This window comes from Zobellia laminariae (assembly GCF_030553095.1).
Taxonomy (GTDB): domain Bacteria; phylum Bacteroidota; class Bacteroidia; order Flavobacteriales; family Flavobacteriaceae; genus Zobellia; species Zobellia laminariae.
In genome coordinates, this window is sequence record NZ_CP130738.1 from 4,505,489 (window position 1) to 4,523,302 (window position 17,814).

Here is a 17,814-nt window from a genome sequence, read left to right on the forward strand (position 1 = left end):
TGCCGAAAAACAATTATTAACGGCTAAACCCGGTGAAGCAATAGGGGTATCTAAACCTATGTGTACAAATTGCAAGAGTTTTGCTCAAAAACAAGCAGACGCAATTGGTAAAGATATTGTTATTACTGACCCTGATGGTACCAAAATATTCAGACCTTGGCGAAAGCAGTCCAATAGACTTAGGCTGGGATTAAAAAGTAATTATAATGAATAATATGTTTAAAAAATAGTGGAAACATCACAGAACTCTCATTTACCTTTAAAGTATAGAGTAGAGATTGCAAAATCTTTAGGTGCAGAATTAGTGAATAAAGTGTTTTTAGAATGTTGTAAAAAAGTATATTTAAATTTTAATGAAAATGATATAAATATAAATTACGTTTTAAAACTCGCTGAAGATTTCTTATTTAATAAAAAGGAGGTTGATTTTAAAAAGCTAATAAATGAATATAGAAATTATTTTGAAACAATAAATGTTAAACCAACTTCTGGCATTGCACTTAGTGTATTATCATTAATATATAATTTAGAATATAACGCAGCTCTAATATTAGATATTGATGATTACAAAAGTCAGGATGACAATGAATTTGATTGGGAAGAATGGAACCCAGACTTTATTGCATCAAATGTATTTTCAGAGGGAAACCCATTCCTAAATGAAGGAGATTCAGAAAAAAGAAAAGAATTTTGGTTATGGTACTTAAATACAGTTGATGGCATAAAAGCTAATCCAAATAAAAGTATTCTTCAAATTGATGCTAAGGTGAATGTTAGTGAAGGTCCTGTTCTAAAACGGGATATTTCTTCTTTGATAAACACTGAAGTTGAAAATAAAATTAATAGAGTTATAAACCTTGTTAAAAATGATTTAAAAGAAGGTGTAATCTGGGATAAAATAGAAATTGAAGGAGAAAACCTAAAAACAGGTAAATCAATGAGAGCATATTTTTTCAATGATGAAACGAAAATTAAAATATCTTTAACATTTTTCCTCCAATCTGGTGATAAATCAAGTGTTACTTTAATGGAGCAAATAAAGGAGGAAATGTATTTACAAAACAAAAATCAAGGCGCTTGGCTTAATTACCGTATAGATGTTGAAAATGATGGCACATATAGTTTTAACTTCAACTATGATGATATAAAATTACTCCCTGAAAATAAACAAAGGCCTGATAATTTTATCCCCGAGTTTAAAGCTTTTCCTCGAAATAAAAATTTACTCCTGAATGGTGGCAAAAGATAATTGAAACAAATCAATTAAACTACCTGTAATTAACTGTTTTTGCTTTCATAGTTTGTATTTGGAACAACAGAGGGCCTAAAGTTAGTATTTAGGCTAGTGCCTCCCCCCGCTAGCGCTCGTTTGCAACGAGTGCCGTACCGAGTAAGAAACAATAAACTAAGCTTGCTAAACATTTAGATGGCTTACAGAAATGTAGCATTGAAAAATAGAGTTGAGCTCATGAAAAGAGAATCGCGTTCAAAAATAGCAACTAACTAAAGCTTTAAAATTTTCTTGAAATACCAAAATGATGTGCATATTTGTAGAAACAAGATGCCCTAATGAAAACATCCCTACTATTTCTTTTGTCCACCCTACTCTATTGGCCCATTAGTGCTCAGGACTCTTCTAAAAACTGGATTGAGACCGAGGCTAAGATTACCGAAATACACAATAATATAAAAGCAAGAGGAACAAGGTCTTTTGCTACGGTTTCCTACACTGGAGAAGATGGTAATCCATATCAAAGTAGGGTAGAATTATTGGCTATCCCTTTTGTTGGTACTTTGAAATCGGTTAATGATACAGTAACGGTCTATTACGACCCAGCTAATCCTACCTTGGCAAAATCTCCGGAAACTTCTTTTTTAGAATCGTATGGACTGTACCTCCTAATTGGTGCGGGAATCTTAATTTCACTTTATAATTTTAGAAACAAATTTGGAGGAGATGCCACTTAAGTGTTGCGCTGGCTTATCAAAAATTCAACTAAACCTACCTAAACGGCTCTGCAAAAGAAGCTAGAACAAACCCGATTATCATGCTTTAACGTACTGTAGCTTATCTACTACGATTAATCTGTTCGGCACTTAAACTTAACATTACGGAGCGTTCTCTGCCCTCCTCCTCTTCAAGCAACACATAAATATTTTGACCTTTGCCCAAAGCAAAGTCTTTGCAAACAAAAACAAGGTGATTGCCATTATGTGCCGCAATGGATTCTTGGAGATTATAAATAAACAACTCTTCTATTTCTATTTCGTGATTTCCATCCGGAGATTTGATGAAAAACTTTAACGATTTCGCCAGTAACGAATTCACGGCCCATGGTGGCGGCAAGAGCAAACTATCAGGTGGAAAAGTAGAAATAAACCAAGGATAAGCCTATGCAACAGACAATGGAAGCATTGGTACCCTCGTTTACCGGTATATGGCAATCCTATACCATGGACATACGGCAACGTTCTATCCTTGGGGGAGTAGCCAATGAAAATAGCGTTCGGGCCGAGGTGCGTAAATACTATTTCCGGCAAAACGAAACCGGTTATATTTTTTCTTTTGAGGTGACGGACCGTTTCCAAACGAACAAAGAAGGAATTAGGGCGATGGAAAATGATATCGCCAAATTACAGTCCGAACTCACCGTACAGACGGATTTTCAAGGAAACCCCATACGAATATTGAATCTAGCGGCTATCAGGGATAATTGGAAAGGCTATAAAAAAGAATTCGCAAAAAAACATAAGGAACAAAAAGGACTCGAAGCCACTATAACCGCTACCGACTCCCTTTTGAACAATAACAAACTGTTTACCGAGAATTTTAGGGAATCTGAAATAGGTACGCTGTTCTTTCCCGATATCTATGGTACCGTATCTCGACAAGGGGAGACCATAGAATCGACCAAAATATTCACAGATTTTTTCAACACCACTCCCCTGCCTTTTAAGCTGACAACTACCTTAAAGAAAAGAGACCGATTAAAAGGCAATGCCCAAGTCTTTAGAAAGGGAATTCTGGACGAGGAAAACTTTGATCATTATAATGTTAGAAAGTTCTTTAGAAAATTGGCAGACAATATTCAACTGGCTATACCGGTAAAGGCAGCCTACATGGAGACCTATGACCTAGATAAGAACCACAGCCTAACACATGCCGGACAACTACTCACCGCCAACATTCCGGCACTCTTTAATTACGAACAGATTGTTCGTATAACCCCTAAAGGAAAGAACCTATGAGCGGAAAGAAATACGTACCGGAAGGGGTCTACCTAGTCTGCGATATGGGTACCGTACCTGCAGAACTGCGCAGCATATCCTATACGGAGACCTCCATTTTTGGTGAGCATATGTGCACCAAGATGGATAAAACCCTGATTGTAAACTTTGAACCTTTAGGCGCTTGTAGCGCCTCGAACGGGGCACCATGTACAGCTCCTGTACTCGATTGGACCAACGTTACCGATGGTATCACCTTGGGCGGCAATGAACTTTTGCTGGAAGACAGTGAACTGCCCTGCACATTGGGCGGTACCGTAAAGATTTTTTACTCCATGGCCGCTGCCATGGCCGCCCTGCCCGAACAAGAAGAGGAAAAGGGCTTTTGGGACAATGCCTTGGACTTTACCAAGGGACTGGGCACTGGCCTTTGGAAAGGCGCAAAAGGTACCGTAACCGGTGTTGCAGACCTTGTAGTTTGGGCAGGAAAACACTCTACACCGTACATGCTCTTAAACCCACAAGGGTATGCAGAACAACTGCAAAAAGATAAAGAGACTTTTACGGCTATAGGTAATATGGCCGTAAAAGCGGGTACGTTCGTCTATCGTAACTCAGCCGTAAACGCCCTGACAAACCCTAGCGATTATATGGCCGCGCAGGCCGAAAGTGCCGAAATGGCCGAACAAATGATGGATAAGGCCGCCAACATGAGTGCTGAAGAATGGGGCGATTTTACCGGACAGGTGCTCTTTGAAGTACTTATGGAAGTGGGTACAGCTGGAGGTGCCGCGGCTCTAACTGCAGCTAAGGTTGCCGATAAAACTGTTGATGCGGCTAGGGCTCTTGATAAGATAGCTGACCTTGGCGATGCAGCAAAAGCTTCAGATAAATTGGAGGATATTTCTGATGGCACTAAATTATTGCCTCCTCCGAAGGAGTTGGGGGATGTTTTGAATAAAAAATCCTTATTGGATAATGAAGGAGATATTGGTACATTTAAAGAATTGATTGATGCTGGTTCAGTCGGTGATAATATAACCCCGCATCATATGCCATCCGATGCATTTATGATAAAAAATAATGTAGATGGCTATACTCGCAATGATGGCCTATCAATGAACATGGAACAACCTCATCCTGGTACTGGGGGCAGGCATCGGCGAACATCTACCTATGATAACAATATGACAAAAGCGCAGCAAGAAGCTTATTGGAATAAAACTCCAAGAGAAGCACTAGCTCATGACATAAAGGATGCGAGAAAAATATACCAAGAAGACGGTTTATACAATGACAAAATAAAAGAAGCTATGAGAGATTATATAAAGCAAGCCAAAGAAAAATATCCTGACTTATACAAAAAATCAGTTAATTAAAATATTATGGGAAATTTAGTCGAATTAGAAAGACAATTAATTGAAAATAGGTCAATGAAAACTTATGAAGAAACAGGGTTATACGAAGAAGCTGTCGATGGTTTATTTGATGAGAAAAACCCAGATTGCATCCTCTCATTAATCAAAGGGTTTAAAGATGAAACTGAAAATCATGAGGTCATGTTTTCAAATTTGCATGGTATTGAGTATTTTTCAAAGACAATAGGTCTCGAAAAATATATTAAGATGATAATACCCTTATTGAAAGGTTTACAAGTGGATGCTTATGATTGGTCTGAAACAATATATTTACGTTTATTAAATAATGAAAAGTCGTTTAGTTTACTATCGGAAAGCTTAAGAACTTTTGATTCTCAAGACAAGGAAGTAATAAAGTTAATTACTGAAAATTTGATAAAAAGAAATCCGGAACGCTTTAAAGAAAAGGGAGAGATTATCCTTTCTGCTTTGTAGAAGTTGCTGCATTTTCCTCGCTAGCGCTCGTTTGTAACGAGTGCCGTTCAGAGTATGAAACAACAAACTAAGAGCTATCTAAAATATTTAGATAGCTTTTTTTTTAAGTGTTGAGAGAAAAGTTGATTAGCTTATCTACTACGATTAATCTGTTTTGTATCTAAACTCAACATTACGGAGCGTTCCCCGATGGTGCTGTAACTACTTTCGTATACGATAAAAAAGACCGATTGGTACTTACCAAACCTCCAGTTGGCGGTTCTACGGTACGAACCTTTAAAGAAGAACGCTTACACGCTATAATTACCGCTGATGGTGGCGTTACCTCTTTTGATTATAATAAAAACGGACTTATAAATGAAGTACGGGACAATGCCGGTAATATTTCTAAACTAAGCTATGATAAGGATTTTAACCTGTCTAAAATGCAATTGCCCAATAAAGCCGTTGCTACATGGAAGTATGATGCTTGGGGCCGTTGTCATAGAACCAAGAATGCGGCCGGTCACGAACAGAATTTCATCTATGACGATTTAGACCGCTTAAAACAAGTGGTAGAGGCAGATAACAATGCCATACAATTAAAGTACAATGCCTACGACGAGGTTACCGAACTACATCAAAAAAATGGCAAGGTAAAGTTCGAATACACCCCAATGGGAAGCCTAAAAATGAGGGAAGAACGCGGGCGAAAAGTATTCTTTAACTACGATACCGAAGAGCAACTACGCTTTATAGATAACGAACATGGGGAACGCTACCGATTTAAACGTAACCTGAACGGAGAAATCATTACCGAAATTGGTTTTGATGGTCTTACCCGAATGTACCAACGGGACCGTGCCGGTAAAGTGTGGCGTGTGAACCGCCCAGGAGGCAAGTTTACTGAATACGAGTACGATACCAATGGGCGGATTACCCGTGCCGAACATAGTGATGGCACTTGGGAAACCTACAGTTATGACCGTAACGGCAACCTCATTGAAGCTGTAAATGAAAATAGCACGGTACAACTCATTCGGGACGAGGCAGGAAGGGTTATTGCCGAAAATCAAGACGGACATCTTGTTGAAAGTGCCTATGACAACTTGGGTAACCGGATACAAATTACCAGTAGCCTTGGTGCAGAAATTGACCTATTACGCAACAGATTGGGCCAGATTGAAACGATGAACGCCCAAGTCAATGACATACAATCAGAAGAGAATACTGGGGCGACTAAAAACGCTCAAGCATGGCGTGCTGACTTTGCGTATAACAGCATTGGTATGGAAGTGGAACGCCTGCTCCCGGGCGGAGTTGTTTCCCAAATGAAATATGATGAAGCAGGGCGCCCCATTCAACAAAAGGTGACCCGTGGCCGTAGCGAAATGCGCCACCGCACCTATAATTGGAGCGTGAACGACCGCTTGACCCGGATGGTAGACGAGCTGAATAAAGGACAAGTAAGCTATACACATGACGCTTTTGGTAATTTAGCTTCCGCCAAATATGAGAACAATGATATGGACTATAAGTTGCCCGATGAAGTGGGCAACCTCTACCGTTCTAGAAATAAAGGCGACCGTGAGTACGCTGCGGGAGGGCAACTGATAAGAGATGGCCGTACAACCTTTACATATGATGATGAAGGTAACCTGATTGAAAAGCGAACACCGGACGGAGCTGAAACCTACGAATGGTACGGCAACGGTATGCTACAAGCGGTAACCAAAACCAATGGAGAAAGAGTAGAATTTGAATACGACGCCCTAGGTCGTAGAACCGCCAAAAAAACAATGCCACTTCGAGCGCAGTCGAGAAGCGGCATTACACGATTTGTTTGGGACGGCAACGTGCCGTTACATGAATGGAAGTATCCATTAAAAGATCGTCCTGAATGGATGGTTGATGAATGGGGTATGCTATCCAAAGACAAAGAGGAACCTGTTGATAATTTAATTACCTGGGTCTTTGACGAAGGAACATTCAAACCTACCGCTAAAATTATAGATGGTGAACAATTCTCCATTGTTACAGATTACCTTGGTACCCCTGTAGAAATGTACAACGCTCTGGGCGCAAGAACTTGGGCAGTGGAATATGATATTTACGGAAAAGTTCGTAAACTTGTTGAAGGTGATGTTGATGATTGTCCGTTTAGATATCAAGGGCAGTATGAGGATGCGGAGACTGGGTTGTATTATAATAGGTTTAGGTATTATTCTGCTGATACTGGAACTTATATATCTCAAGACCCGATTGGCCTTGCTGGGGGCATGCCCAATATGTATAGTTACACTCATGACAGTAATGCTTGGGTTGACCAATATGGTTTATATTCCGATTTATTAGGGTCAGGAATGGGACACCATCTTATGCCAAGAAGTATAGCTAAAAGTCTTGGGATTGGTGAACTTTCACCAGATAATGCTTTTTCATGGTATCCAAACAACGGTGCTAACACAGCAGATTTACATAAACAATTACATAGAGATTTAATAGATGAAGGGATACCTTATCATGGAAGTAAATTTAAAGGTACTTCTGATGAGTTTTTTGAAGCTGCTAAGAAAGCATATAAGGATATAGATGTAAAAGGATATATGAAAATACCAAAGGTACTGATAACAAGCTACTTAAAAATGTAACTCCTTTGGAAGGAATAGAAAAACTACAAGAATTACATAAAAAAGGTAAAATACCGTGTAAATAATGATATGGCAAATAAACAATTAGAAGTAAGTGATTATGGATTATATCTTTCTTCACCAGATAGGATGAATTCGTTTTTAAAGAGTGAAAAAATAAAAAGCAAAAAACTTTTAAGTTTCTTTCAAAAGAATCATGACAAATATTTGAAGTCAATAGAGGAAGGTGCATGGTTACCAATCCTTCCCATTGATTCTATAGAGTATATAGTTCAAGTCAATAAGGCATTAAGTGAGGATTGGATTGAAATTTATAAGATAGAAGGGTTTAATATAGAGGTTGGAAATGATAATAGCTTATGGATAGGTTCTTTAAGTAATCTTCATAATTGGAACCCAAAAGATTACCCAAAAGATAAAGACTTTAATTCGTACGAAACTTTGGATGGTCAAAAATGCTATGGCTCTCATAGGTTCGATATACCTAAAGGGAAATATTTGATAAATATAAAAGCCTATAAACATAAAAAGCAATTAGAATATCCCCAAGCTAACTTTGGTTTTTCTTTTGAATTAGAAAGCGTAAATCAATTTGATGGTTATAAAGATCCTAGAGAGGATGAGAAATATTCATTTAATGTGGCTCAGATGTAACTATTAAACATTCATGCCTCCCCCGCTAGCGCTCGCTTGTAACGAGTGCCATACAGAGTAAGAAACAACAAACTAAGCTATCTAAAAATTTAGATAGCTTTTGTATTTTTAATCAATAAGCAGAAATTGGTTATACGAGAAACCTAGGTAATAAAAGCCTTGGTTTTACAATTGATGATTTTAGATTCTTAATAGGAAATAACTGGGACGGCACTCGTGAAATACGAGTGCTAGCGGGGTTTTAAAAACTATAGGGTATGATGTTAACAAGTCAAGTAGCTTAATTTATCTTCCCCCGCTAGCGCTCGTTTGCAACGAGTGCCGTACAGCGTAAGAAACAACAAACAAAGCTATCTAAACATTTAGATAGCTTTTGTATTTCTAAAAAAAGGGTTCTAGCAGAGTAAAATAAATTGTCGAGGAAGAAGCTACTTTTGAAATTCACACTAGCGGGTTTCAAGAATAAGAGAGAACTGGGACCGCACTAACCACGAACAGCACTAGCAGGCAGTTGAATATGATATTTACGGAAAAGTACGTAAACTTGTTGAAGGTTCTTTGGAAGATTGTCCGTTTCGTTACCAAGGAATGTACTTCGATGAAGAAACTGAACTTTGTTACAACAGATTTAGATATTACGATAGTTCAACAGGAACGTATATATCACAAGATCCTATTGGATTAGAAAGTGGGAACTATAATATATATAGTTATGCTCACGATTCAAATATATATGTTGACCCATTAGGTTTAGTTCTAGGTAAAAGCATGCCTAAAAATAGTTGGAATTATGGTAATATGCCTAAAATTGATAATTACCAACTTCACCATGTTGTACCTAAATCAAAAGCAAGTCATCCTGCAATAAAAGCAGCAGGTTTTGATGTAAACAAACCAAGTAATCTTATATATTTACCTAAAGAACAAGGTATACATCCTGAAAGAAGTTTACATAATGGTTGGAATAAGCAGCATGCAGCATATAACTTAGAAATGGGAGATAAACTTGATAAATTATATGATAAAGGTATGGCTCAAGGTTGGGATCAAAAGAAATTCCATAGTGAAGTTGATAAATTAAGTAAAAATACTAGACAAGATTTACGAAAAGGGCGAATTAAATGCCATTAAAATATTAAGCTATGTACTTTAGATTATCTGAATTTTACAAACGAGATACAAGTTTCGTTTATGATCAAGAAAACAATCCTGTGAATTGGTTAAAACTAAGAGAAGGAAATAAATTTACTTTTGAGGAACCTCTTATTTATAATGTTGACAAAATTGACAATTACATAAATCAATATGATATTTTACCAAGTATTGGAATAAATTTAATTAGTAAGAAAATGGCTAAAACTTTATCTAGTTTAATAAAAGATGAAGTTCAATTATTCGATACTATTATCAAAGATGACAACGGAAATGAAAACAATGATTTTCTAGCTATAAATATTTTGAAAATCTTGCCTATTTTAGATAAAGAAAGAGCAATTTTTGAAGTCGATGAAGATGACTATTATGATATAAAAAAGTTTTATATAAAAGAACACTCTCTTAATGATTCTAATATCGTAAGAATGAAAGAACATCTTTCATATATTATCGTAAGTCAAAGCTTTAAAGACAAATGTGAAGAGGCTAATCTAAAAGGAATACATTTTATGGAAGAAGGATATAGTATTTATACGGACGTTTAAAATAAACCATGATAAAAATATAAGCCCTCCGCTAGCGCTCGTTTGTAACGAGTGCCGCATAGAGTAAGAATAAACTATAAACAAAGCTATCTAAATATTTAGATAGCTTTTGTATTTTTAGACAATGAGCAGAAAGTGGTAAAGGAAGAAACTCTGGCAATAAAAGCCTTGGTTTTACAATTGGTGTTCAGATTTTCAATAAGAATCAACTGTGACGGCACTCGTAAAATACGAGCGCTAGCGGGGGGAACATGACATGATAACTGGTTCTGCGGCAGGTGCTTATTTTAGAATTTCTAGAGATAATTCTAAAGATGTTAAACCCTTATTTGAATTATTATCCTTTGGGAAATTTGCGGTAGTTGATGGTAGTTTGGAAGTTCTTGGACTGGATAAGGTAATTCCTGAAAAGAAATTACAAAGGGAAATCATTACCGAATTACAAAGTCTAAATTTTAAACGAGAAAAAGGGTACTCAGATGTAAGAATGGGTCTCGCACTTGCTTGTGCTGGATGGGAAAAATCACCCCAAGTCAACTCTTTCCTTGATAGCTGTATTCAGAGTAATGACACACAATTGCAAAAAGTAGCTTTAAATTCAAAGAAAGGTCAATATTCCTCGCTTTAAATTAATTACAAATATTTCAGCATTAAATAGCTCTTTGATTTTAAAGATGAGTAAATTTTTTTCTTGTTTGACTGATTATAAATTTTGAGATTAGAGTGTTGCCGTTTCAAGAAATCTAGAGGCAATTCTAAAATATTAAAATGCTTGATAAGCCAAAATAATAAAATGAAAATATTCTTATACAATTCTAAATCCGATTACGAACTTCAGGATGAGGAATTAATATTAGAGGAAGCTTTAATTGAATTTTATGAATTATCAGACCCAGCAGCGCCTGTGTACCCGCCCCGATTATGTGGGACGGCTTCGAGGATGGAATTTTCGTAGGCTTTTTTAATCCCTTATTAGAAGACTCGGTATTGCCTTGTGGTGTTGGTGGCAAAATAGAAATCTTTTACTCTTTAGAAGAAGCCACGGCCGCCTGTGCCGAAGAGGAATCCAGTTTTTGGGAAACCTTAGGAAAAGTGGTCTTGGTAGTGGCTGCCGTTGCTTTAATAGTGGTTACCGGTGGTGCGGCACTTGCTGCCATAGCTGCCATTGGAGCTGCTTCTGGTGCTTTAGCAACAGGAATTGCAGTTACTGTTGCCGCCTTAGAAGTGGCGGGATGCTTATTGACGGTAAAAGCCCTTTATGATTACTCTCAAGATGGAGATGAAGAGGCTTTATTTAAAGAAGTTGCTTTAGGTTTCTTATTTTTGGGGGCTGGAAAAGTGTTGGAGAAAGGTTTTAGGGCTTGGAAAAATTCTAGGGCAGTTACTGAAGTTGTTGAACAAGTCACTAAGAAGATAAGTAAACGCCTCCAATACTTAGGTAGAACTCCATGGCAAGGCATCTAGGACAGGGAGAGAAGTGTTTGAAAGAATGCTGAATGGCAAACCACCAACAGCTAGAAAATACTTAGATGAATTTGGAGAAGAGGTAAAAGAATTTTGGGATCCTGATAATCAAATATGGAGAAATATTGATGAAGCAGATATGGGACATATTGAAGATGCCGTTACTTGGTGGAATAATACGGGAAGAAAATTTGGGCCTAAATCTAAAGAAGTAAGAGATTGGATGTTAGATTCGGATAATTATGTCCTTGAGTATTTTAGAACAAACAGAAGCAAAGGAGCCACATTAGGAAAGACTGTAACCTATATGGACCCATTATAAAATTTAAATAGCAATAAAAATGGCTTTATTAGAACAAGAACTGCAAAAAAAAATAGACGAATTACGGTTTTCGGCTAATTCCTTTTATAAAACAGACAAAACAAAATACTTTCAATTAAAAAATGAAGCATGGAACTTATATCCAGTTCCTAAAAACCAGTGGGGCGAAGCATATTCTTTAGCAAAAGATTTTTTTAGGGTATATATAAGAGAAATGGAATTAGAAGAGGCTCGAAATTGGTTAGAAAAAATGATTGAATGCAACAATCACTTACATCTTTTCGATTACGATGTTGATTTCAATGAAGGAAAATACTTTTTTGAAATTGGAAAATATGAGGACGCACTAGCCAAATGGAAATATGTTGTAGACGAAGCTGGTCTTCGTTATTTTGAAAGGGAGAAGCCAGAATATTTAGATTTCTACAAAAATCCTAAAAAGTTTATTTAACTATGGCTACGGCAGAGAAAATAGAATTATCGAATAGGGATTACAACGAATTGGAAATACTCATTGAACAGGGCAATGATTTCTATGAATCTGGTGAACTTAAAAAAGCACTTGAGAAATATGAATCCGCTCTCGACATTATCCCATCCCCTAAAACTGATTGGGAAGCAAGTACATGGTTGTATACCAGTATAGCCGACACGTTTTTTTCTGGTGGCAATCTAGAAGCTGCAAAGGATAACTACTACAATGCACTTAACTGCCCTGATGGTATGGGAAATGGATATATTCATCTAAGTTTAGGGCAAGCCCTATTTGAATTGAAAGAAATAGACAAGGCAAAAGAATCTTTTCTCAAGGCATACATGCTTGAAGGAAATGAAATTTTTGAAGGTGAAGACCCAAAATATTTTGAGTTAATCAAGAGTTTAACATAGCATACCTACCCTACACTAGCACTCGTTCGTTACAAGTGCCGTACAGCGTAAAAAACAAACCAGAATAAAATAAAAGCTATCTAAAAATCTTAGATAGCTTTTGTATTTTTAGGCAATGAGCAGAGAATGGTAACGCAAGAAACCTAACCAATAAAAGCCTTGGTTTTATAATTGATGTTTTCTGGTTTTTAGTAGGAAGTTACTGTGACGGCACTCGTAAAATACGAGCGCTAGCGGGGGAAAAAACGGTGGAAAAGCTAATTTGGCCAATAAGAAAAATGCTATAACGAAAGCCAAGTATGATAAATTTGGAAATCTACATAAACCATGTTAATTATATATAATGAAAAAAAAATTAGAAGAAGGAGATATTTTTTATGTTGAGAGAAATGGTCATTATTTTTTTGGAAAAATACTGCTGGATGTTTCAGAACGCATCTTAAAGATAGAACCTGAAAATCTAGGATTTAAATTTTTTAGTGGTTGTTGTCTTGCTGCTGTTTATAAGGGAATTTACAAAAGTCCAGAATTAGTCTCTAATGAAATAATAATTCCTAATACATTCATTTTTAAAAAATACTTTTACTCCAAAAAATACAAAGTCGACTGGACATTTTACAAACACGAAACCATTGATTATAGAGATTTGGATTTTCCTGAAGGCTTACAATCCGTCCATCACAAAGGGATATGTTTAAGTAAAGGTGAACTAGAATTAAGAACCAATTTAACCGCTGAACAATTTGATAACGAATATAAAATTGTAAAAGGTATAAAAGGTAGTTTTAACAGTTTAATTGATTATGCCTGTCATTATCAAAAACGTGAAGACTTGATGGATGTAATTTCAAAAAATTATCTAGAATGGTCCGACCTAAGATTCGCTCCTGAAAAAAGAAAAGAAGTCTACCAACAGATAGGAGAAGATATGAACCAAAGCTACTACGAAATGGCTTTAAAACATGGTTATGACCTAGGCCGTTTTTACCAATAAAAACTATGCAACATCCACAAAGACTTTTAAATGATGTCCTCTGGAATTTTAAAGACAAGACCTACTCCTCTCTTTCAGAATTCCTCATTGCCCTTCTGACGTATAACGAGAACATCTTCGGAGAAGATTTTGAGTTTGATAAAGATGAAAAAGTACTGGAAAGCACCCAAGTCGTTATTCAATATTCGTATTGGGACGAAGAAAAGGAAGATGACATAGAACCAGATTTTTTACTGACAGCTGACAACGGCGAATTTTTCACTCAAGGAGAACTCATTTTCAAAGTGCACAACAAAGTTCAGGAAAAGTTACAAGATCAAGACAATTCTTTTTTTGAGGGACTTTTACTTTGGGAAGGAGAAAACCCAAATAATCAAGATCTGCCACTTTATTTTGTAATGCAGGGAAGTTAATGTTTTGCCATTCTTTTCAGAAACTCATGCTAACCACACTAGCGCTAATTTGCAATGAGTACCGCAATGAGTAAGTGACAACCATTAAAGCTATCTAAACATTTAGATAGCTTTTGTAATTTTAGACAATGAGCAGAAAATGGTAAAGCAAAAAACCTTGGCAATAAAAGCCTTGGTTTTACAATTGATGCTTTCAGATTCTCAAAAGGAAGCAACTGGGACGGCACTCGTTACAAACGAGCGCTAGCGGGGGTAAAGCCGCCAAATCTGGTGATCAATTGCTGGAGGTTGGTGAAGAATTGTCTGAGAGAGCGATGCGTCAACAAGATGTAATTGATGACGTTCAGAATGGAGTTGAAACTTTAGGTACCAATAAAAGAAAAGGAAACTATGGCGAAATGAAAATGGATCGCCATTTGGAGAACATTACAGAAATTAATGGTGAAGCTGCAAGTTTGACAGGACTGGGAGACGATGCTGTAGAAAGTCTTGACCAGACTATTGCAAAAGGTATTGACGGTGTTTATGAAAACGCTAATCCGCCCCCGCAATACATTATTGCAGAAGCAAAATATAATACCTCAAAATTGGGTAATACCTTAGACGGTCCCCAAATGAGTGATGACTGGATTAACGGAAGCGATAGGTTGACAGATGCTGTAGGCGAAGAAGCTGCAAATCAAATCAGACTGGCCAAAATGCTGGATCCCGAGAGTGTTCAATCAGTGCTAGTACATATAGACCCTGCAGGGAACGTAACCACCAGCGCAGTAGACGCTTTAGGTAATGTTGCAGGGTGCCTTACCATAAATTTTTATTATGAGAGATAAAATAAAAGACAAAACATATTTTGAAAATTATATCGATAAGGAAAAAAAGGCAATTGATTTCTTTATTGAAAATACTAAAGACAAGGAATTACCTGTAGCCGGTCAACGAACATTTGATACTACATTAGACCTTAAAACCAGAAATATTTTAATCGCAAAATATTCTTCTGGGGCGAAAATTATAGATTTAAAAAAGGACTACATTGAATCTGTAAAATGGTTTGCAAAGATTTATAATTCTCAAAATTTTTATGTTCAATTAATCTGGATGCTATCCATGGGGATTTTACTAGAGATTGATAACGATTCATTTGACATATTAATAAATTTGGTAGAAGATGATGATTTAGAAGATCATTTAGTTGATTTTTTAATTCAATCTAGAAAACCTAGCGGGCCAATTAGCACCAAAGCATTTAAATTTTCAATTATATACAAAAGCATAGAATCGGTAATCAATGAAACGGATAAGCAAATAGCTCTTGAAAATCTAAAAAAATACCTTGACAAAGAATGGTACAAAGGCCATTCTGGTGCAGGATGGCATAATAGCCATAATGGAAAGCATAATACGTATTTTGGCTATTGGAGTTTTGAAAGCGGTGCGGTTGTAAAAATTCTTGGTTTAGACGACAGCTCTTTAAGAGATCAACAATACTACCCATATGATATGGTCCATTGGAAAGACTAAACTAATGAAGAAAATCAAACCCTTGTTTGACTTAGCAGAATTACTCACCAAGGACAGCTCCTTGGTGTCGGAGATACAGCTGGCCGAAAACCAACCATTAAACTACCTGAGCCAATTTGCCAATATATTACAAGAACGTGGCATTGACAAACCCATACCCGAGCTTCCATGGCTTGCCATGGTAGACGGTCTGGCCAGACGTCACCTTTTAATAGAACTGGATTGGAAATATGACCCAGAAGAACTTGTCTCGACAGCACTTCAATTATTTAAGGGCCATACAGATTATGATTCAATTTCTAAACAATTATTAAAAATAGAACCTTTTATAGACGAGGATATAGAGGAATTTATACCACAACTGAACCGGAAACTTGAATCGAGTAAGGTGCAATTAATTTGGTTGGATATCGATAGCGACAGTTACCCATTAACAACTATTTCCCTAGCCGATTTGACTGTCGCAAAACAATTGGCCATTAAGGCTGGTTATGGCACTATAAAATCTTAATCCCCCTAGTTCCGGCTATGGCGATAATGTTCTAATTGCAGTCCTGTACGGCAGCCAACAACCCCTGCGTACCCGCCCCGACCATGTGGGACGGATTTGAGGACGGTATCTTTGTAGGCCTCTTCAATCCCTTGTTGGAAGACTCTGTATTGCCCTGCACATTGGGCGGTACCGTAAAGATTTTTTACTCCATGGCCGCTGCCATGGTCGCCCTGCCCGAACAAGAAGAGGAAAAGGGCTTTTGGGACAATGCCTTGGACTTTACCAAGGGACTTGGTACTGGCCTTTGGAAAGGCGCAAAAGGTACCGTAACCGGTGTTGCAGACCTTGTAGTTTGGGCAGGAAAACACTCTACACCGTACATGCTCTTGAACCCACAAGGGTATGCAGAACAACTACAAAAAGACAAAGAAACTTTTAAGGCTATAGGTAATATGGCGGTAAAAGCGGGTACGTTCGTCTATCGTAACTCCGCCGTAAACGCCCTGACAGACCCTAGCGATTACATGGCCGCGCAGGCCGAAAGTGCCGAAATGGCCGAACAAATGATGGATAAGGCCGCCAACATGAGCGCTGAAGAATGGGGCGATTTTACCGGACAGGTACTTTTTGAAGTACTTATGGAAGTGGGTACAGCTGGAGGTGCCGCGGATGCTGTTAAATTACTTGATAAAGTAGAGGATGTGGGCGACGGGGTTAAATCCCTAGATAAAATAGAGGATATAGGTGACGGTGTCAAAGCTCTAGATAAAATGGAGGATGGCTCTTCACCACTTAAGGCTGCTGATGAATTAGGGGATGTTGTGCACCTACCCAAGAAAAAACCAGCTTATAGAGATCTAAAACACCAAGAACCATGCTTTTTGGCCGGGACGATAGTGCATACGCCAAATGGTAATATTGAAATAGAAAAAATAAAAATAGGAGATGAGGTATTTGTATACAACTTTAAAGATTCAAAAGTAAATACAAGAAAAGTTTCTAAATTGTATAACAATTGGACGCAAAGATATTTCGAAATAAATACAGATGGTGAAAACCAAATTTTGGCTACATCAAGGCATCTTTTTTGGGTTGATAACGAAAAAAAATGGATTCCAGCAAAGTCCATTACTTCTGGAATGAACTTCAGAGGTTTAGATAATGAAATTGTTCCCGTTAAAGACGTTAAGGAAACCAAAAATATTGAATTACCTACATATAATCTTGAAGTGGAGGATATTCATAATTACTTTGTTGGTCTAAATGGTATCTTAGTGCATAATCAAAATGATCCATCCAAATTTGAGAAAACTACTAAAACGCCCATAAAAATTTACGAGGTTTACGATATAGATTCCGGAGAAACAAAATATGTCGGACAGACTAAGCATTTAGATGTCGATGATAGATTTGATGAGCATTTAAAATCTAAAGACACTAAAAAGATTAGTAGAGAAAATTGGGGTAAAAATTATGATATACGAGAAGTTAAATCGGGTAATTGGACACCTTATGAAGCGGCTACATGGGAACAACATTATATAGAAAAGAATGGAGGGGTAGCTAAGCTAGAAAATGGCAGAAATGAGATTACAGAAAAAAAATATAATAAGTACGGTGATGAAAAATACGGACATAATCCTTGTCCATAATA

The 17,814-nt window shown here is 37.1% G+C and carries 22 protein-coding genes; 21 read left to right on the forward strand and 1 reads right to left on the reverse strand.

Features of this window, described 5'->3' with window-relative positions:
• The first annotated feature begins 58 nt into the window (after nucleotides 1-58).
• From Q5W13_RS21800 to Q5W13_RS21810, 3 genes are all read left to right on the forward strand, one after another.
• Nucleotides 59-214 carry a hypothetical protein gene (locus tag Q5W13_RS21800; RefSeq protein WP_304444496.1) on the forward strand — a complete coding sequence of 52 codons (156 nt, stop codon included), beginning with the start codon at nucleotides 59-61 and terminating at the stop codon, nucleotides 212-214.
• A gap of 15 nt (nucleotides 215-229) precedes the next feature.
• Nucleotides 230-1,249, forward strand: a complete 1,020-nt coding sequence (locus tag Q5W13_RS21805; RefSeq protein WP_304444497.1) for an Imm5 family immunity protein — start codon at nucleotides 230-232, stop codon at nucleotides 1,247-1,249.
• A gap of 320 nt (nucleotides 1,250-1,569) precedes the next feature.
• Complete coding sequence (locus Q5W13_RS21810; RefSeq protein WP_304444498.1) at nucleotides 1,570-1,968, forward strand: DUF3592 domain-containing protein; 399 nt, start codon at nucleotides 1,570-1,572, stop codon at nucleotides 1,966-1,968.
• 100 nt (nucleotides 1,969-2,068) lie between these two features.
• Here Q5W13_RS21810 and Q5W13_RS21815 read toward each other — a convergent pair whose 3' ends face one another.
• Entirely contained in the window at nucleotides 2,069-2,329 is a 261-nt protein-coding gene (locus tag Q5W13_RS21815) for a hypothetical protein (RefSeq protein ID WP_304444499.1), read from the reverse strand.
• A gap of 65 nt (nucleotides 2,330-2,394) precedes the next feature.
• On the opposite strand from Q5W13_RS21815, the gene Q5W13_RS21820 reads away from it, so the two are divergent.
• The 18 genes from Q5W13_RS21820 (at nucleotide 2,395) to Q5W13_RS21905 (ending at nucleotide 17,812) form a co-directional block, all read left to right on the forward strand.
• On the forward strand, nucleotides 2,395-3,249 hold the full coding sequence (locus Q5W13_RS21820; protein WP_304444500.1) for a hypothetical protein: 855 nt from the start codon (nucleotides 2,395-2,397) through the stop codon (nucleotides 3,247-3,249).
• Nucleotides 3,246-4,607: a PAAR-like protein gene (locus tag Q5W13_RS21825; RefSeq protein WP_304444501.1), complete on the forward strand. Its 1,362-nt coding sequence runs from the start codon at nucleotides 3,246-3,248 to the stop codon at nucleotides 4,605-4,607. Before Q5W13_RS21820 ends, Q5W13_RS21825 begins: the two co-directional genes overlap by 4 nt.
• 6 nt (nucleotides 4,608-4,613) lie before the next feature.
• On the forward strand, nucleotides 4,614-5,081 hold the full coding sequence (locus Q5W13_RS21830; protein WP_304444502.1) for an Imm30 family immunity protein: 468 nt from the start codon (nucleotides 4,614-4,616) through the stop codon (nucleotides 5,079-5,081).
• Between the two features lie 230 nt (nucleotides 5,082-5,311).
• Entirely contained in the window at nucleotides 5,312-7,711 is a 2,400-nt protein-coding gene (locus tag Q5W13_RS21835; protein WP_304444503.1) for an RHS repeat domain-containing protein, read from the forward strand.
• A gap of 69 nt (nucleotides 7,712-7,780) precedes the next feature.
• A complete protein-coding gene (locus Q5W13_RS21840; protein ID WP_194530706.1) occupies nucleotides 7,781-8,365 on the forward strand; it encodes a hypothetical protein in 585 nt (194 codons plus the stop codon).
• A gap of 558 nt (nucleotides 8,366-8,923) precedes the next feature.
• Nucleotides 8,924-9,496 carry an RHS repeat domain-containing protein gene (locus Q5W13_RS21845; protein WP_304444504.1) on the forward strand — a complete coding sequence of 191 codons (573 nt, stop codon included), beginning with the start codon at nucleotides 8,924-8,926 and terminating at the stop codon, nucleotides 9,494-9,496.
• A gap of 11 nt (nucleotides 9,497-9,507) precedes the next feature.
• Nucleotides 9,508-10,065: an imm11 family protein gene (locus Q5W13_RS21850; protein WP_304444505.1), complete on the forward strand. Its 558-nt coding sequence runs from the start codon at nucleotides 9,508-9,510 to the stop codon at nucleotides 10,063-10,065.
• Nucleotides 10,066-10,321: 256 nt separating this feature from the next.
• A complete protein-coding gene (locus tag Q5W13_RS21855; RefSeq protein ID WP_304444506.1) occupies nucleotides 10,322-10,693 on the forward strand; it encodes a hypothetical protein in 372 nt (123 codons plus the stop codon).
• A gap of 293 nt (nucleotides 10,694-10,986) precedes the next feature.
• On the forward strand, nucleotides 10,987-11,529 hold the full coding sequence (locus tag Q5W13_RS21860) for a hypothetical protein (protein WP_304444507.1): 543 nt from the start codon (nucleotides 10,987-10,989) through the stop codon (nucleotides 11,527-11,529).
• 25 nt (nucleotides 11,530-11,554) lie between these two features.
• A complete protein-coding gene (locus Q5W13_RS21865; protein ID WP_304444508.1) occupies nucleotides 11,555-11,851 on the forward strand; it encodes a GH-E family nuclease in 297 nt (98 codons plus the stop codon).
• Between the two features lie 19 nt (nucleotides 11,852-11,870).
• Entirely contained in the window at nucleotides 11,871-12,302 is a 432-nt protein-coding gene (locus tag Q5W13_RS21870; protein ID WP_304444509.1) for a hypothetical protein, read from the forward strand.
• A gap of 2 nt (nucleotides 12,303-12,304) precedes the next feature.
• Nucleotides 12,305-12,739 carry a hypothetical protein gene (locus tag Q5W13_RS21875; RefSeq protein WP_304444510.1) on the forward strand — a complete coding sequence of 145 codons (435 nt, stop codon included), beginning with the start codon at nucleotides 12,305-12,307 and terminating at the stop codon, nucleotides 12,737-12,739.
• A gap of 343 nt (nucleotides 12,740-13,082) precedes the next feature.
• Nucleotides 13,083-13,733, forward strand: a complete 651-nt coding sequence (locus Q5W13_RS21880) for a hypothetical protein (protein ID WP_304444511.1) — start codon at nucleotides 13,083-13,085, stop codon at nucleotides 13,731-13,733.
• Between the two features lie 5 nt (nucleotides 13,734-13,738).
• Nucleotides 13,739-14,146, forward strand: a complete 408-nt coding sequence (locus Q5W13_RS21885) for a hypothetical protein (protein WP_304444512.1) — start codon at nucleotides 13,739-13,741, stop codon at nucleotides 14,144-14,146.
• A gap of 278 nt (nucleotides 14,147-14,424) precedes the next feature.
• Nucleotides 14,425-14,976 carry a hypothetical protein gene (locus tag Q5W13_RS21890; protein ID WP_304444513.1) on the forward strand — a complete coding sequence of 184 codons (552 nt, stop codon included), beginning with the start codon at nucleotides 14,425-14,427 and terminating at the stop codon, nucleotides 14,974-14,976.
• Nucleotides 14,966-15,667: a PoNi-like cognate immunity protein gene (locus Q5W13_RS21895; protein ID WP_304444514.1), complete on the forward strand. Its 702-nt coding sequence runs from the start codon at nucleotides 14,966-14,968 to the stop codon at nucleotides 15,665-15,667. Before Q5W13_RS21890 ends, Q5W13_RS21895 begins: the two co-directional genes overlap by 11 nt.
• 4 nt (nucleotides 15,668-15,671) lie before the next feature.
• Nucleotides 15,672-16,178, forward strand: coding sequence for a DUF6630 family protein (locus Q5W13_RS21900; protein WP_304444515.1), 507 nt, complete (start codon nucleotides 15,672-15,674; stop codon nucleotides 16,176-16,178).
• An 83-nt stretch (nucleotides 16,179-16,261) separates the two neighbouring features.
• Entirely contained in the window at nucleotides 16,262-17,812 is a 1,551-nt protein-coding gene (locus tag Q5W13_RS21905) for a polymorphic toxin-type HINT domain-containing protein (RefSeq protein ID WP_304444516.1), read from the forward strand.
• The last annotated feature ends 2 nt before the right edge of the window (nucleotides 17,813-17,814 follow it).